This window comes from Pseudomonas sp. NPDC087614 (assembly GCF_044743485.1).
GTDB lineage: Bacteria > Pseudomonadota > Gammaproteobacteria > Pseudomonadales > Pseudomonadaceae > Aquipseudomonas > Aquipseudomonas baetica_A.
On record NZ_JBIUWN010000002.1, the window covers coordinates 148,687 to 172,928 of the forward strand.

The following is a 24,242-nucleotide window of genomic DNA, read 5'->3' on the forward strand; positions in this document are numbered from 1 at the left end:
GCGATGGACTGTCATGCGCCGCAGACGTTCGACCCGACTGGACTGTGATGGGTAACAGGCATACCTTTGAGCGCTGAATTCAATGCTGCATAAGGACCCAGCCATGAGCCGTATTTACGCTGACAACGCCCATTCCATTGGCAACACGCCGCTGGTGCAGATCAATCGCATTGCGCCGCGTGGGGTGACCATCCTGGCCAAGATCGAGGGGCGCAACCCCGGTTATTCGGTCAAGTGCCGGATCGGTGCCAACATGATCTGGGACGCCGAAAGCAGCGGCAAACTCAAGCCGGGCATGACCATCGTCGAGCCGACTTCGGGTAATACGGGCATTGGCCTGGCCTTCGTGGCGGCCGCTCGTGGTTACAAATTGATGCTGACCATGCCGGCATCGATGAGCATTGAGCGTCGCAAAGTCCTCAAGGCCCTTGGCGCCGAACTGGTGTTGACCGAGCCCGCCAAGGGCATGAAAGGCGCCATTGAAAAAGCGGCAGAAATTGTTGCCAGTGATTGCGGCAAATACTTCATGCCGGCGCAGTTCGATAACCCGGCCAACCCGGCTATCCACGAAAAAACCACGGGGCCGGAAATCTGGAATGACACCGACGGTGCGGTCGATGTGCTGGTGGCCGGGGTCGGTACCGGCGGAACCATCACCGGTGTTTCGCGGTATATCAAGAATACCCAACGCAAACCGATTCTATCGGTGGCCGTGGAGCCTATGGCATCGCCGGTGATCACCCAGGCGCTGGCTGGCGAAGAGATCAAGCCGAGCCCGCACAAGATTCAGGGTATCGGTGCCGGGTTCGTGCCGAAAAACCTCGATTTGACGATGGTTGACCGGGTCGAGCAAGTCACCGACGAAGCGTCGAAAGCCATGGCGCTGCGTCTGATGCAGGAAGAAGGCATCCTGTGCGGCATTTCCTGCGGTGCGGCGATGGCCGTGGCCGTGCGATTGGCCGAGACCCCCGAGATGCAGGGCAAGACCATCGTGGTGATTTTGCCGGACTCGGGTGAGCGTTATCTGTCGAGCATGCTGTTCAGTGATCTGTTCACTGAGCAGGAGAACCAGCAGTAAGCGGATTGATTCAGATCAGCCAGGATTCAGGGGCGTTATGTTATTGAGTGCTTTGTTGCGCAAGGCTTGACACTGAATCTTGGGTTGGATGGGTTTTTCCCTTGGCCAGTAGTGTTTATCATGGCCGGCTGCCATGCCGGGTACGTGGCATGGCGTAGCGTTGTCTTTTTCCTGGGAGTTGTTGATGACCTTTTCGTTTACCGCCAAGGCTTTGGTGTTGCTGCTGTTTGTGGGCAGTACGCTCTATGTGCATTTGCGCGGCAAGGCGCGTTTGCCGGTACTGCGTCAGTTCGTCAACCACTCGGCGCTGTTCGCCCCGTATAACGCCCTGATGTACCTGTTCTCCGGCGTGCCGTCCAAGCCCTATCTGGATCGCAGCAAATTCCCGGAACTGGATGTGCTGCGCGATAACTGGGAAACCATCCGCGACGAGGCCATGCACCTGTTTGACGAGGGCTACATTCGCGCTGCCGAGAAGAACAACGACGCCGGTTTTGGCTCGTTCTTCAAGAAGGGCTGGAAGCGTTTCTACCTCAAGTGGTACGACAAACCGCTGCCATCTGCCGAAACCCTGTGCCCGAAAACCGTGGCGCTGGTCAGTGCCATCCCCAACGTCAAAGGCGCCATGTTTGCGCTGCTGCCGGGCGGCAGCCATTTGAACCCGCACCGCGACCCGTTTGCCGGTTCGCTGCGTTATCACCTTGGCTTGTCGACACCGAACTCCGACGATTGCCGGATTTTCGTCGACGGTCAGGTCTACGCATGGCGTGACGGTGAAGACGTGATGTTCGACGAGACCTACGTGCACTGGGTCAAGAACGAAACCGACAAGACCCGCGTGATCCTGTTCTGCGACATCGAGCGACCGTTGAGCAATCGCCTGATGACCCGCATCAACCGCTTTATCAGTGGCTGGCTGGGCCGCGCGACTGCGCCGCAGAACCTCGACGACGAACGCGTTGGCGGCATCAACCAGGCTTACGCCTGGAGCAAGAACTTCAGCGACAGGTTCAGCGGTGTGGTCAAGCAGTGGAAGCGCCGCAATCCGAAAGCCTACCGCGTGATGCGCCCGATCCTGGCGGTGGTGGTGTTGACGTTACTCGGGTATTGGCTGTTTGGTTGAGGCCGAACCCGAAACGAAGAACCGCTCCTTGTGAGCGGTTTTTTTATCTCGGAATACAGGCAAACAGGACAGTCGGCAAGGAGGCTTGGTTCGTCTTCGATACTCGTCGATATGGCTTGCGAGCCATGTCTGGCCGAAGCAATGCCCTTGAATCTGTCGCTACCGACACGCAGCCAAAATCATTGCAATCCATGTCCCGCGCTGGTTATAGTCGGCCATCGTGAGCCCAACGACTCACCCAGCCACCCTCAAACAAAGATCTGCCCAAATGCCTGCATCCCTCATCAACGCGGTAGTCGATTCAGCGCTCAACGCTGGCGTCGTGCCGTGCGGGAATCAGCAGACCAAGCAGATCAGTCATTACCCTCCACCTGTCAGTAGCACGCCGGTGTGCGCAGTCGTAGCACCGCCGGGCGTTGGCGTTTCGGGCTGATCAGCATTCTCTGCTGACCCTTGCGCCCGCCAGAAAACTACTGAATTTCAGCCTCGGCTGAGTTGGCTATTTGCCTGACTACAGGTGGTATTCATGTTTGTCCTGTCGAAAAAAACCGCGCTTGCGGCGATGTCCACGAGCCTGTTCGTGTTGCTGTGGAGCAGCGGCGCGATCTTCTCCAAATGGGGCCTGGCCCACGCTTCACCGTTTGCGTTCCTGCTGATTCGCTTTGCCATTGCTTTGGGCGGGTTGGTGCTGCTGATTCCGTTGCTCAAGCTGAAACGGCCCAAGGGCGGCAAGCCGATGCTGTTTGCGATTGCCACAGGCGTGGTGTTGCTGGGGGCTTATCAGATCTTCTATCTGCTGGCCTTGAACACCAAAGTAACCCCGGGCGTGATGGCAACCATCATGGGCGTGCAGCCGATTCTCACCGTTGTCTTGATGGAGCGGCAGCGCTCGGCAAGCCGGCTGTTCGGTCTGGCGCTGGGGTTGGCCGGTCTGATCATGGTGGTTTATCAGGGGATGGGTTTGGCCGGGATGTCCTGGGCGGGAATGCTGTTTGGCCTGCTGGCGCTGGCGAGCATGACCCTGGGTTCGATCATGCAGAAACGCATCACCGACAACCCCCTGGGCACATTGCCGGTGCAGTACCTGGCCGGGCTGTTGTTGTGTGGGGTTTTCGTGCCGTTCCAGCCGTTTCATTTTGAACACAGTGCAGGTTTTATCGTGCCGGTGTTGTGGATGGGTCTGGTGGTGTCGGTGCTGGCGACACTGTTGCTGTATCGCCTGATCGCCCGGGGCAATCTGGTGAATGTCACCAGTTTGTTCTACCTGGTACCGGCAGTGACGGCGGTGATGGATTATTTGATCTTCGGCAATCGCCTGGCCGTGCTGAGTGTGCTGGGGATGCTGTTGATCATCGTTGGCCTGGCGTTTGTGTTCCGTAAAACCGCATAAAACCTTGCGTAAAAAAAGGCCCGGGAGATGATGCCCGGGCCTTTTTGCATCTGCTGAATTACTGCGCGGCGGCTCGGGCAGATTTGACCACCGCCGGCTTTAGCACCAACCACAACGCCAGTGCAATCAAAACCCCGCCATAGATGTGCGCCATCGACAGCGGCTCATCGAGAAACAAAGCGCCCCACAACACGCCGAACGGCGGGATCATGAAGGTCACGGTCATCGACTTGACCGGGCCGATGGAACTCAGCAGACGGAAGTAAATGATGTAGGCAAATGCGGTGCAGCCCAGGCCCAGGCCCAGCAGCGACAGCCACACGCTCCAGCCGCCCCAATTTGCCGGTGGTGCGGTGATCACGCTGTAGCCGAACAGTGGCAGCAGGAACAGCGTCGCGCCGAGCATGCTGCCCAGGGCCGAGAGGCGACTGTCCAGTCCACCTGCCTGATCCAGCCAGCGTCGCGCGAGAAATCCTGCAAAACCGTAACACGTGGTCGCGAGCAGGCAGGCAATGGCGCCCATCAGCAATTGCAGGTCAAACGCCACGGGGCCGGCACGGGTCAGCACGCCGACGCCGAACAGTCCGAGGAATACCCCGCCAAGTTTGGCCACGGTGAGTTTTTCACTGAAGAACAGTCCGCCGATCAGCACGCCCATCAAGGGGGTGGTGGCGTTGAAAATCGCTGAATAGCCGGCCGGCAATACTTGGGCCGCGACCGAATACAGGGTGGCCGGGATGCCCGAGTTGATCACGCCCAGCAGCATCACGGTTTTCAGTTTGCCTTTGAAATCCCAGCGCACGCGCATCAACCCCAGGATCACCACCAGACCGACAGCGGCAATCGATACCCGCAAAAACCCGGTCGGCACCGTACCGACCACTGGCGCGATGATGCGCATGAACAGGAAGCTCGCGCCCCATATAGCAGCGAGCGACAGCATGCGGAAAATATCGACGGGGCTCACGGTGACACTCCTTCCTTTATCGGGACGAGAGTGTTGCCGAGCGCCCTGACGATGGCAACCGCTATTGGGGCATTTAACTTTGGTTCGACCGGTCCAGTGTTGACGCCGGCAACGAATAATTCCTGTCATGTGCAACCACGACGCGGTTTTGGCACAAATTGCACTTCACCTGCGGCCGGTTCCGTGGCTAAGCTCAGGCATTCCGAATGCACGCAGAGGTCTCATCTATGCCGCAGCAATGGCCAGCCCCCGACATCGCCCGCATGATCCTCGATGGCTTTGACGATTACCGCGAGCATTTCCGTCGGATCACTGACGGCGCCCGGGAGCGCTTCGAGCAGGCGCGCTGGCAGGAGATCCAGACGGCCTCGGCGGCGCGGATCAACCTCTACGAAGACAAGGTCGGCGAAACCATCGCCCGGCTGCGTGAACATTTCGACGACGAAACACTGATGGACGTCAATGGCTGGCCACTGGTGAAAAGCGCCTACATCCGCGTCATCGATTTGCGCTTCGACGATGAGCTGTCCGAGACCTGGTACAACTCGATTTTCTGCGGGCTGTTCAGCCATGACCTGATCAGCGACGGCTGCATGTTCATCCACACCACCCGGCCGAGCCTGCGCCGAGCACGCGCCGCGCAAACACGCACCTACAAGCCGCAAGGTCAGTTGTCCGGGATGCTGGCGAGTATCTTTGCCGACTACCGTTTCGGTGAGGATTACGCCGATTTGCCCGGTGACCTGCACCGCCTCGAAGCGCAATTGCGCGAGAACCTGCCGGACTGGGTCTGCAAGGATCCGGAACTAAGCGTCGAACTGTTTTCTTCGGTTCTGTACCGCAACAAGGGCGCGTATCTGGTCGGGCGCATTTACACCCGTGACGAACAGTGGCCGCTGGTCATTCCGCTGCTGCACCGCGAAGGTCGTGGGGTTCAGATCGATGCGCTGATCACCGATGAAGCCGATGTGTCGATCATCTTCTCCTTCACCCGTTCGTATTTCATGGTCGACGTACCGGTGCCGGCGGAGTTCATCGGCTTTCTGCGGCGCATTTTGCCGGGCAAGCACATCGCCGAGTTGTACACCTCGATCGGTTTCTACAAGCACGGCAAGTCCGAGTTCTATCGCGCGCTGATCAATCACCTGGCCAGCACCGACGATCAGTTCATCATGGCCCCGGGTGTGCGCGGCATGGTGATGAGCGTCTTCACGCTGCCGGGTTTCAACACCGTGTTCAAAATCATCAAGGACCGTTTCTCACCGTCGAAAAACGTCGACCGCGCCACGGTCATCGAGAAATACCGCTTGGTGAAAAGTGTCGACCGGGTTGGGCGCATGGCCGATACCCAGGAGTTTGCCGATTTTCGTTTTCCGCTGAGCAAGTTCGACCCCGCGTGCCTTGAAGAATTGCTGGAAGTGGCGCCGTCCACGGTGTCGGTGGAAGGCGATACTGTGCTGATCCGCCACTGCTGGACTGAACGGCGCATGACCCCGCTCAACCTGTACCTGGAGAACGCCAACGAAGCGCAGGTGCGTGAGGCACTGGAGGATTACGGCTTGGCGATCAAGCAATTGGCGGCGGCGAATATCTTTCCCGGCGACATGCTGCTCAAGAACTTCGGCGTCACCCGTCACGGGCGGGTGGTGTTCTATGACTACGACGAAATCTGCTTCCTGACCGAAGCCAACTTCCGCCACATCCCGACCCCGCGCACGCCAGAGGATGAAATGGCTTCAGAGCCGTGGTACTCGATCGGGCCGCTGGATGTGTTTCCCGAAGAGTTTCCGCCGTTCCTGTTCGCCGATGCCGGTCAACGCAAGTTGTTTGATCAGTTGCATGGCGAGCTGTACAACGCCGATTACTGGAAGAGCCTGCAGGAGGCGATTCGGGCAGGGAAGGTCATCGACGTCTTCCCGTACCGGCGCAAGGGCCTGGATAACGAATAACAGCAGCGACGAGCGGCAAGTGACAAGCTTCAGGCCAGCAGTTGATTCAACTTGCGGCGTGTAGCTTGCCGCTTGTAGCTGCTTTTCTGCGACAATCGCCACCCTGCGCCACTAGACGACTGAATTGCGTACCCGATGACCGAAGAATCGCCCTCCATCGACAAACTGCTGAAAAACCTCGACCACGCCATGCTCGCCGACCGCCACCGGCTGCGGCGGCAGTTGCTTGAGCTGCGCAAAAAGCCAGACGAGGCCAAGCTGGCCCAGTGGGTGGCGCGCATGCAGGCGTCCTGTGATCAGGTGCTGGCGCGCAAGGCCAGCCTGCCGGTGATTCGTTACGACGACAGCCTGCCGATTGCGGCCAAGCGTGACGAGATCAAAAAGGCGCTGGAAAAGCATCAGGTGCTGATCATTGCGGGCGAAACCGGCTCGGGCAAAACCACGCAGTTGCCAAAAATCTGTCTGGAAATCGGTCGCGGCCAACACGGTTTGATCGGCCACACCCAGCCACGGCGGATCGCTGCCCGCAGTGTTGCCAGTCGCGTCGCAGAAGAACTCGCGACGCCGCTCGGGTCGCTGGTGGGCTACCAGGTACGCTTCGAAGATCAGAGCGATTCCAACACCCTGATCAAACTGATGACCGACGGCATCCTGCTGGCGGAAACCCAGAACGACCGCTATCTGGAACGCTACGACACGATCATTGTCGACGAAGCTCACGAACGCAGCCTCAACATCGACTTCCTGCTTGGTTACCTGAAAACCCTGTTGCCGCGCCGTCCCGACCTGAAGGTCATCATCACCTCGGCCACCATCGACCTGGAGCGTTTCTCCAAGCATTTCGATGACGCACCAATTGTCGAGGTCTCCGGCCGCACCTTCCCGGTGGACACCTGGTATCGCCCATTGACCCTGGAGCAGGACGAGGAGGGCAACCGCGTTGAGGACGACCTGACCGTCGATCAGGCAATCCTCGCCACCCTCGACGAAATTGCCGCCTACGAGCGCAGCGAACGTCGCAGCCCAGGCGATGTGCTGGTGTTCCTGCCCGGTGAGCGCGAAATTCGCGATGCCGCCGACATGCTGCGCAAGGCCCAACTCAAACACACCGAGATTCTGCCGCTGTACGCGCGCCTGTCGCCGGCCGAGCAGCAGCGGATTTTCCAGTCACACCCCGGCCGTCGCGTCGTGCTGGCGACCAACGTCGCTGAAACCTCGCTGACCGTGCCGGGCATCCGCTACGTGATCGACAGCGGCACTGCGCGCATCAGCCGCTACAGCTACCGCGCCAAGGTTCAGCGTTTGCCGATCGAAGCGATTTCCCAGGCCAGCGCCAACCAGCGTAAGGGCCGCTGCGGCCGGGTCGAGCCGGGCATTTGCATACGTTTGTACAGCGAAGAAGATTTCCTCGGTCGCCCGGAATTCACTGACCCGGAGATTCTGCGCACCAACCTCGCGGCGGTGATCTTGCAGATGCTGCATCTGCGCCTCGGCGAAATCACTGCGTTCCCGTTCATCGAGCCGCCGGACGGCAAGGCGATCAGCGACGGTTTCAACCTGCTGCAAGAACTCTCGGCGGTGGATCGCAACAGTCAGTTGACCCCGCTCGGCCGTCAGTTGGCGCGCCTGCCAGTTGACCCGCGCATGGGCCGCATGCTGCTTGAAGCGGCGAAACTGGGCAGCTTGCAGGAAGTGCTGATCGTCGCCAGTGCCATGTCGATTCAGGACCCGCGCGAGCGTCCGCCGGAGCGCCAGCAAGCGGCGGATCAGGCTCACGCGCAATGGAAGGATGTCGATTCCGACTTCGCCGGCCTGGTCAATCTGTGGCGTGGTTTTGAAGAACAGCGCCAGGCGCTGACCGCCAGCCCGTTGCGCAATTGGTGCCGCAAGAACTTCCTCAACTATTTACGTCTGCGCGAGTGGCGTGATTCCCATCGCCAGTTGAGCCTGATCTGCCGCGACATGCAGTTGAGCCTCAATAAAGAACCAGCCGATTACCCGAAACTGCACAAAGCGGTGCTCGTCGGTTTGCTCAGCCAGATCGGCCAGAAAACCGAGGACGGCGATTACCTCGGCGCCCGTCAGCGACGTTTCTGGATTCACCCGTCGTCGGGCATCGGCAAGAAGCGTCCGCAATGGCTGATGACCGCCGAACTGGTAGAGACCACCAAGCTCTATGCGCGCATGGTCGCCAAGATCGACGCCGACTGGATCGAGCCGCTGGCCGGGCATCTGATCAAGAAAAATCACTTCGAACCGCACTGGGAGAAGAAGCGCGGCCAGGTCGTGGCCTTCGAGCAGATCACCCTGTTCGGGCTGATTGTGGTCGGGCGCCGACCGGTTCATTACGGCCCGGTTGACCCCGTGGTTTCGCGTGAGCTGTTTATCCGCGAAGGTCTGGTGCGGGGCGAGATTCAGTCCAGAGCCAAGTGCCTGAGCGCCAACAAACAACTGCTCGAACAGCTCGATGAACTGGAAGCCAAGGCCCGTCGCCGCGACATTCTGGCCGACGAAGAAACCCTGTACGCCTTCTACGATGCGCGGCTGCCGGCGGAGATTCACCAGAGCGCGACGTTCGACAGTTGGTACCGGATCAACAGCCAGAAAGACCCGCTACTGCTGATCATGCGCGAAGAAGACGTGCTGGCCCGCGAGGCCAGTGAAGTCACCGCACTGCATTACCCCGATACCTTGCACATCGGTGATCTGGAACTGACGCTCAGTTATCACTTCGAACCCAATCACCCCCGTGACGGCGTGACCCTGCGGGTGCCGGCGCCGTTGCTGCCGATGCTGCCGCCGGAGCGTCTGGAATGGCTGGTGCCGGGGCTGATCGAGGCCAAGTGCATCGCTCTGGTGCGCAATCTGCCCAAAGCGTTGCGCAAGAACTTCGTGCCGGTGCCGGACTTCATCAAGGCTGCGCTGCAACGCATGACCTTCGCCGAGGGCTCGCTGCCCCAGGCGTTGGGGCGCGAGTTGTTGCGCATGACCGGTGCGCGGGTCAGCGATGAGGCGTGGGCGGAAGCGGCGCAGCAGGTCGAAGGGCATCTGCGCATGAACCTGGAAATCGTCGACGGCCAAGGCAAATTCCTTGGCGAAGGACGGGATCTGGCCGAACTGACTGCGCGTTTCGCCGAAGCCAGTCAGGCCGCACTGGCCGTGCCGCAGAGTGCCAAGAGTCAGCAGCCGGTGGAGGCGAAAGTCTTCGCGCCGGTGGCAGCAAAAACTCTGCAGAAAATTGCCGGGCTGTCGATGACGGTCTACCCGGCGCTGGTGGAAGAGGGCGGCACGGTCAAGGAAGGGCGGTTCTCGACCCCGGCCGAAGCCGAGTTCCAGCATCGTCGTGCGTTGCAGCGCTTGCTCATGCAGCAACTGGCCGAACCGGCCAAATTCCTGCGCGGAAAATTGCCGGGGCAGACCGAACTGGGCTTGCTCTACCGTGAACTGGGCCGGGTCGATGCGCTGGTCGAAGACATTCTGCTGGCCAGTCTCGACAGTTGCATTCTCGACGGCGAAGACCCGTTGCCGCGTGACGGTGCAGGGTTGGCGGCGCTGGCCGAACGCAAGCGTGGCAGTTGGACCGAACACGCCGAGCGCGTGGCGCGGCTGACGCTGGAGATTCTGAAGATCTGGCATGGTCTGCAAAAGCGCTTCAAGGGCAAGATCGATCTGGCCCAAGCCGTGGCGTTGAATGACATCAAGCAACAGATCAGTCATCTGGTTTACCCGGGGTTCGTGCGGGAAACGCCGATGCAATGGCTCAAGGAGCTGCCGCGTTATCTGAAAGCGGTCGAGCAGCGTTTTGAAAAACTGGGCGCGCAACTGCAGAAGGATCGGGTCTGGAGCGGTGATCTGGCCGGTTTGTGGGCCCAATACCAGGCCCGCGCCGCCAAGCATGCCCAGGAAGGCAAACGCGATCCACAGCTTGAGTTGTATCGCTGGTGGCTGGAGGAATATCGGGTTTCGCTGTTCGCCCAGCAGTTGGGAACGAAAGTGCCGATTTCCGATAAGCGCCTGAATAAACAATGGACCCAGGTCGAACCCTAGATCTATCGACGTGCACAGTCCCCCTGTGGGAGCGGGCTTGCTCGTGAAGGCGTAGTGTCAGATAACTGATTCGGTGACTGACACACCGCCTTCGCGAGCAAGCCCCCCGCCTTGGGATTTGCGTTGTGCTTGAGAAAGGGGCCAAAACCTTGGGTTTATGGCAAACTTCGCGACCATAAATGCCTGTTTCGCGACCCAGAGCCTTCGGCGTGGTCACGCAACGGAATAAAACGATGCCAGGTTTGCGTCCCCCGGATGGGAATAGACCCTTTGTGTGTTGGTACGACGGTTCCAGCACTTTCTGCCTGAACAGATTAGAGAAACGACCATGCATAACGTCGTCATCAGCGGCACCGGCCTGTACACCCCGGCCAACAGCATCTCCAACGAAGAGCTGGTGCAGTCTTTCAATACCTACGTCGCGCAATTCAACGCGGACAACGCAGACGCCATCGCCAGCGGCGACATCCAGGCCCTGACGGAATCCAGCGCCGCCTTCATCGAAAAAGCCTCGGGCATCAAGAGCCGCTTTGTCATGGACAAAGAAGGCATTCTTGATCCGCAGCGCATGGCCCCGCGTCTGCCGGAGCGTTCCAACGAGGAATGGTCGGTACTTTGCCAAATGGCCATCGGTGCTGCCGAACAAGCCTTGCAACGCGCCGGCAAAACCGCCGCTGACATCGACGGCGTGATCGTCGCCTGCTCCAACTTGCAGCGTGCTTACCCGGCCATCGCCATCGAAGTCCAGGAAGCCCTGGGCATTCAGGGGTTCGGTTTCGACATGAACGTGGCCTGTTCCTCGGCCACCTTCGGCATTCAGGCAGCCGCTAACAGCGTGCAACTGGGCCAGGCCCGGGCGATCCTGATGGTCAACCCGGAAGTCTGCACCGGTCACCTGAACTTCCGTGACCGCGACAGCCACTTCATCTTCGGCGACGCCGCCACGGCCGTGATCATCGAGCGCGCCGATCTGGCTACGTCCAAATACCAGTTCGACGTGGTCAGCACCAAACTGCTGACCAAGTTCTCCAACAACATCCGCAACAACTTCGGCTTTCTCAACCGCGCAGCGCAAGAGGGCGTCGGTACTCGCGACAAGCTGTTCGTGCAGGAAGGCCGCAAGGTGTTCAAGGATGTTTGCCCGATGGTGGCTGAACTGGTCGGTGCGCATCTGGAAGAGAACCAGCTCAATGTCGGCGATGTGAAGCGTTTCTGGCTGCACCAGGCCAACCTCAGCATGAACCATCTGATCGTGCGCAAACTGCTGGGCCGCGAGGCCACCGAAGAGGAAGCCCCGGTGATCCTCGACACTTACGCCAACACCAGCTCTGCCGGTTCCGTGATTGCTTTCCACAAGTATCAGGATGATCTGGCTGCCGGTTCGCTGGCGGTATTGAGTTCGTTCGGTGCGGGTTACTCGATCGGTAGCGTGATTCTGCGCAAGCGTTGAAAGTGGTTTAATTTCCGCTTAATCACGCTGACCTTTCCTACATCCGAGTCGGTTGAAACGCTGTAGTTTTCGGAAATGGCGGCAGGAGACGCTTCAGGCGAATCCTGCCGCTATCATTTTCGAAGTCGGAACAAGGGGATTGATGGATGGCGGTTGACGACACCCAACTGCTCGCGCGTTTGCTGGCAGGCGAGCAACAGGCTTTCAAGGAACTGGTCACGACTTATCAAAGCGCCATGCGCGCCGTCGCTTATGCGATTGTCGGCCAGCGTCACGTCGAAGAAGTGGTGCAAGATGCATGGCTGTCGGTAGTGCGCCATATCGGCAGTTTCGAAGGCCGCTCCAGTCTCAAGACCTGGTTGCTGACCATCACCGCCAACTCGGCCAAAAGTCGCTACAAGCACAATCGCCGCGAAGTGTTGATGGATGATCTGCCGTCACCCCACGGCACCATTGATGATGACCGCTTTTCCCCCGGCGATGGCCACTGGCTGATCGCACCGTTCGCCTGGCACCAGGACACGCCTGAAGCGCTGCTCACCGAAAGCGAGTTGCGTGAGTGCCTCGAACACACACTGCTCAACCTGTCGGAACTGCAAAGCAGCGTTTTGTTGTTGCGCGAACGCCAAGGCCTTGAGCTCGAAGAGATCTGTAATCTTCTGGAGATATCGCTCTCCAATGTCCGTGTGCTGCTGCATCGTGCGCGGCTGAAAGTCTTCGCGACAGTGGAGCATTTTGAGGAGACCGGGGAATGCTGACCTGTAAGGAACAAGTGGCGCGCTCCAGCGATTATCTCGATGGCCAGCTGAGCTTTCGCGAAAAACTGATGGTGCGTCATCACCTGTTGTTCTGCCCCAATTGCCGGCGTTTTATACGCCAGATGCGATTGATGCAGGCGACGCTGAAGGCGATGCCGGAGAAACCTGAAGAGGGGGTGGATGCGTTGGCCGAGCGGTTGGCGGCGCGGCTTCGGGAAGACAGCCCCTAGGGGGAGAAGCAGACTGACGCGCCTGCGGCACACGGATGATGGGGATCGCCGTAGCCGCGCCAGACTGTTGAAGCATCTCAAGCGCTGCACCCGGATGAGAAGCGCATCGCCTGAGATCTGTTGCTCTGTTGCTTAGAACTTCGCTTCTGCGTCCAGTTGCAGAATGTTGGTGTCGGCGTCGCGCTGAGTGCGGCTGGAGTAGTCAGCCTTGGTCAGGAAGTACGTGGCGCCGAGGGCGAAATTCTTGTCGATGTCGTAGCCGACTTTGAACTTGTGCCCACGCGAACCGGTGGTGCCGTTGGCGAAGTCGGAATCGGTGAAGGCGCCGACCACAGCATTGCGCTGCACGTCACGATAGTTGTAGTCGAGGTTCAGACCGAAGACTTTCGACTTGGCGCCGAGCAACCAGGCGGTGTCCTGATCGGTCACGGCATCGTTGTTCTTCACATACTGACCGTAGAACGACAGCGGCATTGGCAGACCGCCGATGTCGATCTGGCTGAAACCCTCGTACAGACGGAATTCGTTGTTGGCCGAGTTGCCATTGACGGCCAGTGCGCACGGTGTGGAAGAGCCCGTGCAACGGCTGTCCTGATCGTTCTGGTAGGCGTAGACGCTGCCGCCAACGGTCAGTTTCAGGTTGTCGGTGATGGCGATGCGGCTACCCAACTGGCCGGAGGTCAGGCGCAGGTCGTGACGGAATTGCACGCCTTCGCCGTCGACGTTGTCCTTGAGGTTGTAGTTGCCCAGGCTGCCGAACAGTTCGGCACTGCTGCCCAGTGGGTACTTGTAAGTGACGGCCAGACCTTCCGGGTTGATGTCGCCGTCCCAGATCACGTCGCCCATGCTCACCCACGGTTGCAGCATCTTGCCGCCGATCACATGCAGGTTCTTGATCGCATCAGGGTGGTAGTCGATGTAGCCCAGGTCCAGCCAGATCTGCTTCTTGTCGAAGTAGTTGTCCTGGTCCTGGTTGGTCGAACGAGCATCGTCGCCGCCGCCGGTGGCGATACGGATGCCGGTGTCCACTTGCGGGTTGATCTCGGTGTAGGCACCCAGACGTGCACGGATGCGCTGACGATCCTTTTCGCGGCCGCCGTTGTTGGCTTCGCCGTCGATCTTGACGGTCTCCTGGCGGATGCGCACGTCACCCTTGAACTGGGTCTTGGCAGCCCAGGCCAGTTTCTGGTCGAAGACGCTTTGTTCGTTGGTCTTCTTCGCGACAGCCGCGACTTGTTCATTGGTCTCTTGCTGCGCCTGCTGGGCGATTTGCTGAGCCTTCTGATCCTTGGCCAGTTCAGTTTGCAGTTCTACATACTGCGCCTGGGAAATCGAACCGTTAGCCTTGAGCATGTCGAGCAGTTTGGCGTCGACTGCAGCACTGGCCGGAACGCTCATGGCCAGTAACAGGCCACCGCACAGGGCCGCCGCAGTTTTCGTGGAAGCAAGACGCATAGCAATCTCCGAAGATGAGTGGGATGGCTGAACCATCCTGGGCACAACCGACGGTTGAAGGTCGGAAAACAGTGTCCGGGTAGAACCCGGCGCTCTAAAAACAGGCGCCAGTATCGCGATGGTTTATGACAGGGCAGTGGCACGGTGATGGCAGGTTGATGACGGTACGCGTTGGTCGTGAACCATTGATCTAGAGCGCTGTCGCCCGATGACGGGTGTGCAATGCGGCGCAATCGGCGATACTCGCCGAGCGCTGAAACCCCGATGTGGAGAGCTCTTTGATGCCGTTGCAATGCCTGCAGAACCTGTCAGAAATCGCCCCGGCCACTTGGGATGAATTGGTGCCGGACAATCAGCCGTTTCTGCGTCATGCTTTTCTCAGTGCGCTGGAGGACAGCGGCAGCGTCGGCCCTCACACCGGTTGGCAGCCGGAGCATTTACTGCACATCGAAGATGGTCGGCTGATCGCCGCCTTGCCGGGTTACCGCAAGTGGCACTCCTACGGCGAGTATGTGTTCGACCATGGCTGGGCCGATGCCTGCGCCCGAGCCGGAATCGATTACTACCCCAAACTGTTGACGGCTGTGCCGTTCAGTCCAGTCAGCGGCCCTCGGTTGCTGGCGTCCAAGTTCGAAGACGGTTTTGAGCTGCTCAAGAGCCTGCCCGGTTATCTGGAAATCGAAGGGCTGTCCGGCGCGCACATCAATTTCACCGATCCGTTCACCGACGCCGCCATGGCCGAGCAGCCGGGCTGGTTGCAGCGCATCGGCTGTCAGTATCACTGGCACAATCGAGGCTATCGCGACTTTCAGGATTTTCTCGACGTGCTCAGTTCGCGCAAGCGCAAACAGATGCGCAAGGAGCGCGAGCAGGTGGCGGGGCAGGGCTTCGAATTTGAATGGCTACAAGGGCGAGAGCTAAACGAATCGCAGTGGGATTTCGTCTACGCCTGCTATGCCAATACCTACGCCGTGCGTCGGCAGACACCGTATCTGACGCGAGAGTTTTTCAGTTTGCTGGCCGCGCGCATGCCCGAATCGATCCGCGTGGTGCTGGCCAGGCAGGGCTCACGGCCGGTGGCCATGGCCTTCAGTCTGGTTGGCGGTGACAGTTTTTACGGGCGCTATTGGGGATGCCTTGCCGAATTTGATCGGCTGCACTTTGAAACCTGTTTTTATCAGGGCATGGACTACGCGATTGCCCAGGGCTATCAGCGTTTCGATGCCGGTGCTCAGGGCGAGCACAAACTGATTCGTGGCTTCGAACCGGTGATCACTCACTCGTGGCATTACCTGCGGCATCCGGGTCTGAAAGCGGCGGTAAAAGACTTCCTGCAGCAGGAACGCGCCGGTGTCCTGGCCTACGCCGAAGAAGCGAGAGCAGCCTTGCCCTACCGCCAAACCTAAATCTCCAATGTGGGGCTTGCTCGCGAAGGCGGTGTGTCAGTACAGCAAATATTGCCTGACACCACGCCTTCGCGAGCAAGCCCGCTCCCACATTTGGTTTTGTGTTGGACTCAGGTTTTTTCGTTACCCAACCAGAGATAAATCACTTCACCGGCCACCGCACCCGACAGCGGCGCCACCCAGAACATCCACAACTGCGCGATGGCCCAGCCGCCGACCATCAGCGCCGGCCCGGTACTGCGCGCCGGGTTCACCGAGGTATTGGTCACCGGAATCGAGATCAGGTGGATCAACGTCAGCGCCAGACCTATGGCAATCGGTGCGAGGCCCGGCGGTGCACGTTTATCGGTGGCGCCCAGAATGATGATCACAAACATCGCAGTCATCACCCGTTCGGTGACAAACCCGGCCGCCATCGAATACTGACCGGGCGAATGCTCGCCGTAACCGTTGGAGGCGAGGCCGGCGGCAATGTCCAAACCCTCACTCCCACATTGCAATTGTATTGACCCAATGATCAATCGATCCCGACAAATCCGCCGGTCTGGTGCGCCCATAACCGCGAATACAGTCCGCCATGGGCCAGCAGTTCGGCGTGGGTGCCGCTCTCGGCGATCTTGCCGTTTTCCAGCACCACCAGGCGATCCATGCGCGCGATAGTCGAGAGGCGGTGAGCAATGGCGATCACTGTTTTGCCCTGCATCAGGGTTTCCAGGCTTTCCTGAATCGCCGCTTCGACTTCCGAGTCCAGGGCCGAGGTTGCTTCGTCCATGATCAGAATCGGCGCGTCCTTGAGCAGCACGCGGGCAATCGCGATGCGCTGACGTTGACCGCCCGACAGCTTCACCCCGCGCTCGCCGACATGCGCGTCGAAGCCGGTGCGGCCTTCAGCGTCCGACAGCAACGGAATGAACTCATCGGCACGGGCCTTGTGCGCGGCATCCCAAAGCTGTGCGTCAGTCGCGTCAGGCTTGCCATACAGCAAGTTGTCGCGGATTGAACGGTGCAGCAGCGACGTGTCTTGAGTGATCATACCGATCCGCTCACGCAGGCTTTCCTGGCTGACGTCGGCGATGTTCTGGTCGTCGATCAGGATGCGCCCGCCCTCGACGTCATAGAGGCGCAGCAGCAGGTTGACCAAGGTTGATTTACCGGCGCCGGACGGCCCGATCAGACCGATTTTTTCACCCGGTTTGATGGTCAGGTTGAGGTCGCCGATGATGCCTTTCTTCTTGCCGTAGTGAAAATCGACGTGCTCGAAACACACCTCGCCATTGGCCACGGCCAGCGGTTTGGCGTGTTCGTGATCGGTGACGCTGACCGGCTGCGAGATGGTCCGCAGACCGTCCTGGACCATGCCGATGTTTTCGAAGATGCCCGTGACCACCCACATGATCCAGCCGGACATGTTGACGATGCGGATCACCAGACCGGTGGCCAGGGCAATCGCGCCGACGGTGATCAGCGATTGCGTCCACAGCCACAGGGCCAGCGCGGTTGTGCCGACGATCAGCAAGCCGTTCATGGCGGTGATCGCCACGTCCATGCTGGTGACCACGCGGCCGGCCATTTGCGCTTTGACGGTTTGTTCTTCGATCGCTTCCCTGGCGTAGTGCTGTTCGAAATGAGTGTGAGCGAACAGCTTGAGCGTGGCGATATTGGTGTAGCCGTCGACGATTCGGCCCATCAGTTTCGAACGTGCGTCGGAGGCTTCCACCGAGCGGTCCTTGACCCGCGGCACGAAGTAACAGAGTGCGCCGATGTAGGCGACGATCCACGTCAGCAACGGGACCATCAGACGCCAGTCGGCTTCGGCGAACAGCACCAGCGCGCTGATCGCGTAGATCACCACATGCCACAGTGCATCCACCGCCTGCACTGCTGAATCACGCAGCGAGTTGCCGGTCTGCATGATGCGCTGGGCAATGCGCCCGGCGAAGTCGTTCTGGAAGAAGTTCAGGCTCTGCTTGAGCACGTAGCTGTGGTTCTGCCAGCGGATCATGCTGGTCATGCCGGGGCTTAACGTCTGGTGCACCAGCAGGTCGTGCAGGCCGAAGAAAATCGGTCTGAGCACAAGCGCAACCACCACCATCCACGTCAGTTCGAGGGCGTGATCGCTGAAGAAGTTCGGATTTGGCGTACCTTGGGCCAGGTCGATGATGCGACTCAGGTAACTGAACAGCGCCACTTCGATCAGCGCGGCGAACAGGCCGACCACCAGCAGGGCGGCGAAACTCGGCCAGACCTGCTTCAGGTAATAGGTATAGAAGGGGAGCACACGGTCCGGTGGAGAGGCCGTCGGGGCGTCGCGGAATATGTCGATCAGTTGTTCAAAACGGCGATAGAGCATCAGATAACCGCCCGGAGTACGGGCTCTCCTTTTATCAGTGTGAGCGGCGCGGGATCAGGCCGTCGCCGCTCGATATGCCCTGCTGTACTCAGTCGAGGCGTTTGGCCGACTTGATAATCACAGGGTCGACAGGCACGTTCTGCATGCCGCTTTTGGTGGTGGTTTGCGAGTTGACGATGATGTCGACGACGTCCATGCCCTTGACCACTTTGGCAAACACCGCATAACCGGCGTCACGGCCTGGATCGAGGAAGGCGTTGTCAGCGACGTTGATAAAGAACTGGCTGGTGGCCGAGTTCGGATTGGAAGTACGGGCCATCGACAAGGTGCCGCGAACGTTATGCAGGCCATTGCTGGCTTCGTTCTTGATCGGTTCCTTGGTGTCCTTTTGTTGCATCTGCTGGGTGAAACCGCCGCCCTGAGCCATGAAACCCGGGATCACACGGTGGAAAATCGTGTTGTTGTAGAAGCCACTGTCGACGTACGCCAGAAAGTTCTTGGTACTGATCGGCGCTTTGACCGGGTCCAGTTCGATTTCGATCTGGCCATTGGTGGTGTCCAGCAGCACGTGCGGCGCTTTGGCCGGGGTAGCAGCCATCAGGTTGGCAGCAAACAGCACGGTGCCGGCGACGAGGGCGAGTTTTTTCAGCATGGGTCAGTGATCCTGAGATTGAATATCGGCTGCGGCGAGAAACGCCAGCAGCGTTTGATTGAAGCGTTCGGGCTGATCGAGCGGGGTGGCATGGCGTGAATCAGCGATCACCACCAGCCGCGCATCGGGCAGCAGTTTTACATAGGTTTCTTTAAGTGCCACAGGTGTGTAATCACGGTCGGCACTGACGATGAGCGTTGGACAGGTCACCCGGGAAAGTCGTTCCTGAACCCCCCAGCCAACAATTGCATCGAAGCTGGCGAGATAAGCACGTTTGTCGTTTTTTGCCCAGCGTTGCGCCATTTTCTGCCGCAGATTCGCCTGTTCGGGTTTTGGGAACAGTTTGCTGCCCAGCGCCTTGCCGATGGTCGCCAGGCTCAGCACGCGCATCAGGCTCCAGCGTTTGAACCATTGCCAATAGTCGTCGAGGCTGCGCAGTTTGACTTCAGGGGCGCTGTTGACGATGGTCAGGCTCTTGAGCATCTGCGGCTGATCGACACCCAACTGGAAGCCGATCATGCCGCCCATCGACAGACCGACGTAGTGCACCGGACCAAGGTTCAAATACTCGATCAACGCCACCATATCGGCGCTGAACCCCGCGATGCTGTAGCGCTCGCGGGGTTTGTCCGAGCGCCCGTGGCCACGGATATCCGGGACGATCACCCGGTAGTGCGCGGCCAGCGCAGGGATCTGCATTTCCCAATCCAGCGTGCTCGAGCCGAGCCCGTGAACCAGCAGCAACGGCGTGCCGTGGCCATATTCCTCGTAGTGCAGGTTGCAACCTTCGTGCGCAAAATAGGCCATCGCTGGACTCCGTGTCAGACTTGCTCAGGGGCGGCGAACGGTGCGTCCAGCGGCAAGGTGTCGAAGGTGCGCAACAGTTCGATGAGGATTTGTGTCGCCGGGCCCAGCGGTTTGTCCTTGTTCGAATACAGATAGAAACTCGGGTTGCGGCTGCCGCCCTGATCCAACGGTAGCAGCTTGAGCGATCCCTCTTTCAGTTCCCGTTCGATCATGTGTCGCGGTAACCAGGCAAAGCCCAGGCCGCTGCTGACGAATGTCGCGGCCGTGGCGAGACTGCCGACGGTCCAGCGCTGTTCGGCGCCGAGCCAGCCGACATCCCGTGGCTGTTGACGACCGGAGTCGCGGATGACCACTTGCATCTGGGTTTCCAGATCCTGGAAGCTCAGTTCACGATTGAGCCGATGCAGGCTGTGGTCTGGGTGAGCAACCGCAACAAACTCCACGTCGCTCAACTCCGCGCCCAGGTAACCGGGAATGCTCAGGCCGGTGATGGCCAGATCGGCCACGCCTTCGAGCAGCACCTCCTCGACACCCGACAACACTTCCTCACGCAGACGCACGCGACAGCCACGGCTCTGTGGCATGAACGCAGTCAACGCACGCACGATACGTGCGCTTGGATAAGCCGCATCGACCACCAGCCGCACTTCCGCTTCCCAGCCTTGCTCCATGTGATGGGCAAGATCTTCCAGTTGACTGGCCTGTTTGACCAGTTGCCGCGAGCGGCGTAGCAACACGCCGCCGGCTTCGGTCAGTACCGCTTTACGACCGTCGATCCGCAGCAACGGCACACCGAGCTGATCCTGCATACGGGCAACGGTGTAACTCACCGACGACTGCGAACGGTGCAGAACCTCGGCGGCCTGGGCGAATCCGCCGTGGTCGACTACGGCCTGCAATGTTCGCCATTGATCCAGGGTCACGCGGGGCGCTTTCATCAATAGCTCCTCTTGTCCTAAGCTGACGGTCCCCATTGGAGACTGTCGAATGAAAAAATTCTGTTGTGTGGTGCTGGCACTGCTGCCGTTGACAGCCTTTGCGTATCCGATCGATGTGCAGAAAAATCTCAATGGCATGAAGATCGACTACCAGAGTTTCGCCACGGATAACGACATTGGCTCCATCCAGGTGGCCAACTACGGCGACGTCGACGCGAGCTGCAAAGTGGTGTTCCGCAACGGTCCCGAGGCGCCACGGACACGTAACATCGAAGTCGTGGCCGGCAAACATAAAAACGCCACGGCCAAGTTCACCCGCACCATTATCAAACTGCGCATCGATCTGACCTGTACCCCGAAATAACAGCAAATCTTCCTTGTGGGAGCGGGTTTGCTCGTGAGGGCGGTAGATCAGTCATCCATGCTCGTGCTGACACATCGCCTTCGCCAGCAAGCTCACTCTCAAAGGGTTGAGTTGCATCTAAACTAAATTTTCGATGCTTTGCAGCAATTATTTGCGCTTTTTCATCGATTCAGCTCTGTTTAACCTTCACTCCATCGACCTACAACATTCTCGGATGGAGGCTACACAGCATGTCCCGCGTTCTGATCATCGAAAGCAGCGCCCGCCAGCAAGACTCGGTGTCCCGTCAGTTGACCCAGACCTTCATCAATCAGTGGAAAACCGCGCACCCCGACGATCAGATCACTGTGCGTGATCTCGCCGTGAACCCGGTGCCGCACCTGGACATCAACCTGTTGGGTGGCTGGATGAAGCCTGCCGATCAGCGCAACGACAGCGAACAGTCTTCTCTGGATCGCTCCAACGAATTGACCGATGAACTGCTGGCTGCCGACGTGCTGGTCATGGCCGCACCGATGTACAACTTCGCGATCCCGAGCACCCTCAAGGCCTGGCTTGACCATGTGCTGCGTGCCGGCGTCACCTTCAAGTACACCGACACCGGTCCGCAAGGCCTGCTGAGCGGCAAGCGTGCCTACGTGATGACCGCTCGCGGCGGAATTTACGCCGGCGGCCCGGCGGATCATCAAGAACCTTACCTGCGTCAGGTGATGGGTTTTATCGGTATCCACGACGTGACCTTCATTCATGCCGAAGGCATGAACCTGGGTGGCGACTTTCAGGAGAAGGGCTTGAACCAGGCCAACGCCAAACTGGCTTCCGTCGCTTGATAGGTTAATCGCCAGATAATCACTGGATGTTCTAGTGCTCTGGCGCAACCCCTTCAAGGTTTTACGCGCATCGAACCTCCCTTTGCACTTATTGCTCCTGAGTGCTGTAGCCCGATTGAACGCTTTAGCGAGATCGGGCTTTTTTTTGTTCTTTGCGCAATCCCGGTACGGTAATCGGTGAGCATAAAAAAAGCCCCGCCTGAATATTCAGGCGGGGCTTTTTATTGGCTTTTGGAATCAGACGAGGGGTTTAGGCTCGTGTTCTTTTTCCTGGGCCTCTTCGTGATGCTCGGCCGCGTCCTGAACGGAGCGAGGCGCTTCAGCAATGGCTGCTTCAACGACGACTTCTTCAGCAGCCGGGGCAGGAGCTGCCTCGACCACTTCAGCCGCAGGAGCAGCTGCGGCAGCCAGTTCAGCTTCCTTCTGCAGACGTTCTTCTTCGCGCTTGCGACGACGCACTTCGCGTGGATCGTTTGGAGCGCGGCCGTTTGGCGTCAGCGCGCTGACTACAGGCGCTTCAATCGCTGGGGCTTGGGCAACCACTGGCGCTTCGATGACCGGCGCTGGAGCAGGTTCGGCAGCGGCAACCACTGGCTCGGACACCGTGGCTTGTGGCACTTCAGCTTCAGCAGCAGGCGCTGGCGCTTCGGCTACGGTTGGCTCTGCAACCCAGTTGAATGCAGTTTGCTCTTCGCGAACTTCACGCACGCTTTCGGTCACGTTTTCAGCGACGGTTTCGACAACCGGCTCTGCAACGACAACGGGCTCTTGGGCTACGAAAGCAGGTTCGGCAGCGATTTCAATCTGAGGCTGGGCTTCAACCTGGGCTTGAATTTCGCGAACCGGTGCCACTTCGACTTCCGGAGCCGCCGTCACTTCCACCGGAGTGGTTGCTTCAACCACCGGTGCTTCAACTGGAGCAGTTTCCAGTGTAGCGGCAGTGGCGCGTTCGGCTTGCTCGTTGGCTTGCGCTTCAGCCGGAGCGCTGATGACGCTGCTGGCGACGGCGGTGGTAACAGCCAGGCCAGCGGCCAGATCGGCAGCGCTTGGTGCTTCAGCGTTTTCGCCGGACTCGGATTCTTCCGATCCTTCGATCACGTTGCCGTTGGCATCACGCTGACGCTCGCGACGGTTGCTGCGACGACGCTGGCCGCGGGAGCGACGACGTGGACGATCGCCTTCGGCGTTCTCCGAACCATCTTCCGGCAGTTGCTCTTCATTGGTGATCACTTCGTCTTCAACGACGGCAGCAGCGGCCTGCTCTGCACGCGGTTGACGCTCTTCACGCGGCGGGCGCGGTGCGCGCTCTTCGCGAGGCTGGCGGGCTGGACGCTCTTCTGCATTAACGGCGACAACGGCTGCTGCTGGAGCGGCATCCAGTGGCTCGCGCAGTTCACGTACACGTTCTTCACGCTCGCCACGAGGCTTGCGTTCTTCACGCGGCGCACGTGGAGCGCGTTCTTCACGAGGTGCGCGAGGTGCGCGTTCTTCGCGGGCGGCTGGCGCTTCAGTGCGAGCTTCGCGAGGTGCACGTTCTTCGCGGGTCTCACGTGGCTGGCGCTCTTCACGCGGCTCGCGAGGGGCGCGTTCTTCACGCGGTGCACGTTCTTCGCGCGGCTTGCGCTCTTCATCGCGACGACCATTACGGTTGCGGCTCTGCTGGCGACCGTTGCGACGTTCTTCGTTGCGGGCTGGACGCTCGGTAGCTGGTTTTTCAACGACCACCGGCGCGGCGGGCTCTTCTTTGGTCGCGAACAGGCTGACCAGCGACTTCACCAGACCTTTGAACAGGCTTGGCTCTGGCGCGGCCACTGGAGCTGGTGCTGGTGCAGCAGGTGCGGCCACTTCGGTCGGAACCGGAGCGTTGGCGCGGGCTGGTGCGGTCTTGACCGCGGCTTCCTGGCGAACCAGGGTGCGGGTTGCGGCGGCTGGCTGGACTTCTTCGACGTCGGCAGCGGCAGCGGCGATTTCGTAGCTGGACTGGTTGGTCGCGGCTTCCGGGCTGTCATCACGCAAACGCTGAACTTCGAAGTGCGGCGTTTCGAGGTGGTCGTTTGGCAGGATGACGATACGGGCACGAGTGCGCAGTTCGATCTTGGTGATCGAGTTGCGTTTTTCGTTGAGCAGGAACGCAGCCACCGGGATCGGCACCTGGGCGCGAACTTCGGCAGTGCGGTCTTTCAGGGCTTCTTCTTCGATCAGGCGCAGAATCGCCAGCGACAGCGATTCAACGTCACGGATGATGCCGGTGCCGTTGCAACGCGGGCAGACGATGCCGCTGCTTTCGCCCAAGGATGGGCGCAGGCGCTGACGGGACATTTCCAGCAGGCCGAAGCGCGAGATACGGCCGATCTGCACGCGAGCGCGGTCGGCTTCCAGGCATTCGCGGACTTTCTCTTCCACGGCGCGCTGGTTCTTGGCAGGGGTCATGTCGATGAAGTCGATGAC

General features: G+C 59.6%; 19 protein-coding genes and 1 pseudogene. 12 read left to right on the plus strand and 8 right to left on the minus strand.

The genetic code is table 11. The features are described from left to right. Positions 1 to 103 precede the first annotated feature (103 nt). The 4 genes from cysK to ACIOWA_RS01560 all read left to right on the plus strand — a co-directional run bounded on the left by cysK (position 104) and on the right by ACIOWA_RS01560 (position 3,591). Entirely contained in the window at positions 104 to 1,078 is a 975-nt protein-coding gene (gene cysK, locus ACIOWA_RS01545) for a cysteine synthase A (protein ID WP_339493620.1), read from the plus strand. Between the two features lie 184 nt (positions 1,079 to 1,262). Beyond that, a complete protein-coding gene (locus ACIOWA_RS01550; protein ID WP_339431048.1) occupies positions 1,263 to 2,201 on the plus strand; it encodes an aspartyl/asparaginyl beta-hydroxylase domain-containing protein in 939 nt (312 codons plus the stop codon). 268 nt (positions 2,202 to 2,469) lie between these two features. Then, positions 2,470 to 2,634 (plus strand): hypothetical protein, encoded by a 165-nt coding sequence (locus ACIOWA_RS01555; RefSeq protein WP_339431049.1) that lies wholly within the window; start codon positions 2,470 to 2,472, stop codon positions 2,632 to 2,634. A 93-nt stretch (positions 2,635 to 2,727) separates the two neighbouring features. Then, complete coding sequence (locus ACIOWA_RS01560; RefSeq protein WP_401157825.1) at positions 2,728 to 3,591, plus strand: DMT family transporter; 864 nt, start codon at positions 2,728 to 2,730, stop codon at positions 3,589 to 3,591. Between the two features lie 58 nt (positions 3,592 to 3,649). Here the strand turns inward: ACIOWA_RS01560 and ACIOWA_RS01565 are convergent, their stop codons facing one another. Further along, on the minus strand, positions 3,650 to 4,558 hold the full coding sequence (locus ACIOWA_RS01565; protein ID WP_339431051.1) for a DMT family transporter: 909 nt from the start codon (positions 4,556 to 4,558) through the stop codon (positions 3,650 to 3,652). A gap of 227 nt (positions 4,559 to 4,785) precedes the next feature. Here ACIOWA_RS01565 and aceK point away from each other — a divergent pair, with 227 nt between their 5' ends. From aceK to ACIOWA_RS01590, 5 genes are all read left to right on the plus strand, one after another. After that, complete coding sequence (gene aceK / locus ACIOWA_RS01570) at positions 4,786 to 6,507, plus strand: bifunctional isocitrate dehydrogenase kinase/phosphatase (protein WP_401157827.1); 1,722 nt, start codon at positions 4,786 to 4,788, stop codon at positions 6,505 to 6,507. A gap of 135 nt (positions 6,508 to 6,642) precedes the next feature. Continuing rightward, positions 6,643 to 10,554, plus strand: a complete 3,912-nt coding sequence (gene hrpA / locus ACIOWA_RS01575) for an ATP-dependent RNA helicase HrpA (RefSeq protein WP_401157829.1) — start codon at positions 6,643 to 6,645, stop codon at positions 10,552 to 10,554. A gap of 328 nt (positions 10,555 to 10,882) precedes the next feature. Then, on the plus strand, positions 10,883 to 12,004 hold the full coding sequence (locus tag ACIOWA_RS01580; protein WP_339464887.1) for a beta-ketoacyl-ACP synthase III: 1,122 nt from the start codon (positions 10,883 to 10,885) through the stop codon (positions 12,002 to 12,004). 146 nt (positions 12,005 to 12,150) lie between these two features. After that, positions 12,151 to 12,762: an RNA polymerase sigma factor gene (locus ACIOWA_RS01585; RefSeq protein ID WP_339431054.1), complete on the plus strand. Its 612-nt coding sequence runs from the start codon at positions 12,151 to 12,153 to the stop codon at positions 12,760 to 12,762. After that, complete coding sequence (locus ACIOWA_RS01590) at positions 12,756 to 12,992, plus strand: anti-sigma factor family protein (RefSeq protein ID WP_401157831.1); 237 nt, start codon at positions 12,756 to 12,758, stop codon at positions 12,990 to 12,992. The genes ACIOWA_RS01585 and ACIOWA_RS01590 overlap by 7 nt, the downstream gene beginning before the upstream one ends. A 132-nt stretch (positions 12,993 to 13,124) precedes the next feature. On the opposite strand, the gene ACIOWA_RS01595 is transcribed toward ACIOWA_RS01590, so the two are convergent. Then, positions 13,125 to 14,447 (minus strand): putative porin, encoded by a 1,323-nt coding sequence (locus tag ACIOWA_RS01595; protein WP_221729360.1) that lies wholly within the window; start codon positions 14,445 to 14,447, stop codon positions 13,125 to 13,127. Positions 14,448 to 14,728: 281 nt separating this feature from the next. Here ACIOWA_RS01595 and ACIOWA_RS01600 point away from each other — a divergent pair, with 281 nt between their 5' ends. After that, positions 14,729 to 15,853, plus strand: a complete 1,125-nt coding sequence (locus tag ACIOWA_RS01600) for a GNAT family N-acetyltransferase (RefSeq protein WP_401157833.1) — start codon at positions 14,729 to 14,731, stop codon at positions 15,851 to 15,853. Positions 15,854 to 15,963: 110 nt separating this feature from the next. Here ACIOWA_RS01600 and ACIOWA_RS01605 read toward each other — a convergent pair. The 5 genes and pseudogenes from ACIOWA_RS01605 to ACIOWA_RS01625 all read right to left on the minus strand — a co-directional run. Further along, positions 15,964 to 16,344, minus strand: a pseudogene (locus ACIOWA_RS01605) (aquaporin); the annotation flags it as partial. A gap of 26 nt (positions 16,345 to 16,370) precedes the next feature. Beyond that, positions 16,371 to 18,203, minus strand: coding sequence for an ABC transporter ATP-binding protein (locus tag ACIOWA_RS01610; protein ID WP_339431057.1), 1,833 nt, complete (start codon positions 18,201 to 18,203; stop codon positions 16,371 to 16,373). An 88-nt stretch (positions 18,204 to 18,291) separates the two neighbouring features. Beyond that, positions 18,292 to 18,855 (minus strand): peptidylprolyl isomerase, encoded by a 564-nt coding sequence (locus tag ACIOWA_RS01615; protein WP_339431058.1) that lies wholly within the window; start codon positions 18,853 to 18,855, stop codon positions 18,292 to 18,294. Positions 18,856 to 18,858: 3 nt separating this feature from the next. Next, a complete protein-coding gene (locus ACIOWA_RS01620) occupies positions 18,859 to 19,662 on the minus strand; it encodes an alpha/beta hydrolase (protein ID WP_339493613.1) in 804 nt (267 codons plus the stop codon). Between the two features lie 14 nt (positions 19,663 to 19,676). Further along, complete coding sequence (locus tag ACIOWA_RS01625; protein WP_339431060.1) at positions 19,677 to 20,600, minus strand: LysR family transcriptional regulator; 924 nt, start codon at positions 20,598 to 20,600, stop codon at positions 19,677 to 19,679. 49 nt (positions 20,601 to 20,649) lie between these two features. On the opposite strand from ACIOWA_RS01625, the gene ACIOWA_RS01630 reads away from it, so the two are divergent. Both ACIOWA_RS01630 and ACIOWA_RS01635 read left to right on the plus strand, forming a co-directional pair. Continuing rightward, the gene (locus tag ACIOWA_RS01630; protein WP_221729354.1) at positions 20,650 to 20,964 is read left to right on the plus strand and encodes a 3-phosphoglycerate kinase; all 315 of its coding nucleotides are present in this window, start codon (positions 20,650 to 20,652) and stop codon (positions 20,962 to 20,964) included. Between the two features lie 230 nt (positions 20,965 to 21,194). After that, complete coding sequence (locus ACIOWA_RS01635; protein WP_401157836.1) at positions 21,195 to 21,794, plus strand: FMN-dependent NADH-azoreductase; 600 nt, start codon at positions 21,195 to 21,197, stop codon at positions 21,792 to 21,794. A 237-nt stretch (positions 21,795 to 22,031) separates the two neighbouring features. On the opposite strand, the gene ACIOWA_RS01640 is transcribed toward ACIOWA_RS01635, so the two are convergent. Further along, the coding region (locus tag ACIOWA_RS01640; RefSeq protein ID WP_401157838.1) for a ribonuclease E/G at positions 22,032 to 24,242 on the minus strand (2,211 nt) is incomplete at its 5' end.

Excerpts from the sequence above, each read along its gene's own strand:
- ACIOWA_RS01590 (WP_401157831.1), top strand. The coding sequence starts at position 12,756 with ATGCTGACCTGTAAGGAACAAGTGGCGCGCTCCAGCGATTATCTCGAT.
- ACIOWA_RS01635 (WP_401157836.1), top strand. The coding sequence starts at position 21,195 with ATGTCCCGCGTTCTGATCATCGAAAGCAGCGCCCGCCAGCAAGACTCG.
- ACIOWA_RS01630 (WP_221729354.1), top strand. The coding sequence starts at position 20,650 with ATGAAAAAATTCTGTTGTGTGGTGCTGGCACTGCTGCCGTTGACAGCC.
- ACIOWA_RS01625 (WP_339431060.1), bottom strand. The coding sequence starts at position 20,600 with ATGAAAGCGCCCCGCGTGACCCTGGATCAATGGCGAACATTGCAGGCC.
- ACIOWA_RS01550 (WP_339431048.1), top strand. The coding sequence starts at position 1,263 with ATGACCTTTTCGTTTACCGCCAAGGCTTTGGTGTTGCTGCTGTTTGTG.
- ACIOWA_RS01600 (WP_401157833.1), top strand. The coding sequence starts at position 14,729 with ATGCCGTTGCAATGCCTGCAGAACCTGTCAGAAATCGCCCCGGCCACT.
- ACIOWA_RS01555 (WP_339431049.1), top strand. The coding sequence starts at position 2,470 with ATGCCTGCATCCCTCATCAACGCGGTAGTCGATTCAGCGCTCAACGCT.
- cysK (WP_339493620.1), top strand. The coding sequence starts at position 104 with ATGAGCCGTATTTACGCTGACAACGCCCATTCCATTGGCAACACGCCG.
- ACIOWA_RS01620 (WP_339493613.1), bottom strand. The coding sequence starts at position 19,662 with ATGGCCTATTTTGCGCACGAAGGTTGCAACCTGCACTACGAGGAATAT.
- ACIOWA_RS01610 (WP_339431057.1), bottom strand. The coding sequence starts at position 18,203 with ATGCTCTATCGCCGTTTTGAACAACTGATCGACATATTCCGCGACGCC.
- ACIOWA_RS01560 (WP_401157825.1), top strand. The coding sequence starts at position 2,728 with ATGTTTGTCCTGTCGAAAAAAACCGCGCTTGCGGCGATGTCCACGAGC.
- hrpA (WP_401157829.1), top strand. The coding sequence starts at position 6,643 with ATGACCGAAGAATCGCCCTCCATCGACAAACTGCTGAAAAACCTCGAC.
- ACIOWA_RS01580 (WP_339464887.1), top strand. The coding sequence starts at position 10,883 with ATGCATAACGTCGTCATCAGCGGCACCGGCCTGTACACCCCGGCCAAC.
- ACIOWA_RS01595 (WP_221729360.1), bottom strand. The coding sequence starts at position 14,447 with ATGCGTCTTGCTTCCACGAAAACTGCGGCGGCCCTGTGCGGTGGCCTG.
- ACIOWA_RS01615 (WP_339431058.1), bottom strand. The coding sequence starts at position 18,855 with ATGCTGAAAAAACTCGCCCTCGTCGCCGGCACCGTGCTGTTTGCTGCC.
- ACIOWA_RS01585 (WP_339431054.1), top strand. The coding sequence starts at position 12,151 with ATGGCGGTTGACGACACCCAACTGCTCGCGCGTTTGCTGGCAGGCGAG.
- aceK (WP_401157827.1), top strand. The coding sequence starts at position 4,786 with ATGCCGCAGCAATGGCCAGCCCCCGACATCGCCCGCATGATCCTCGAT.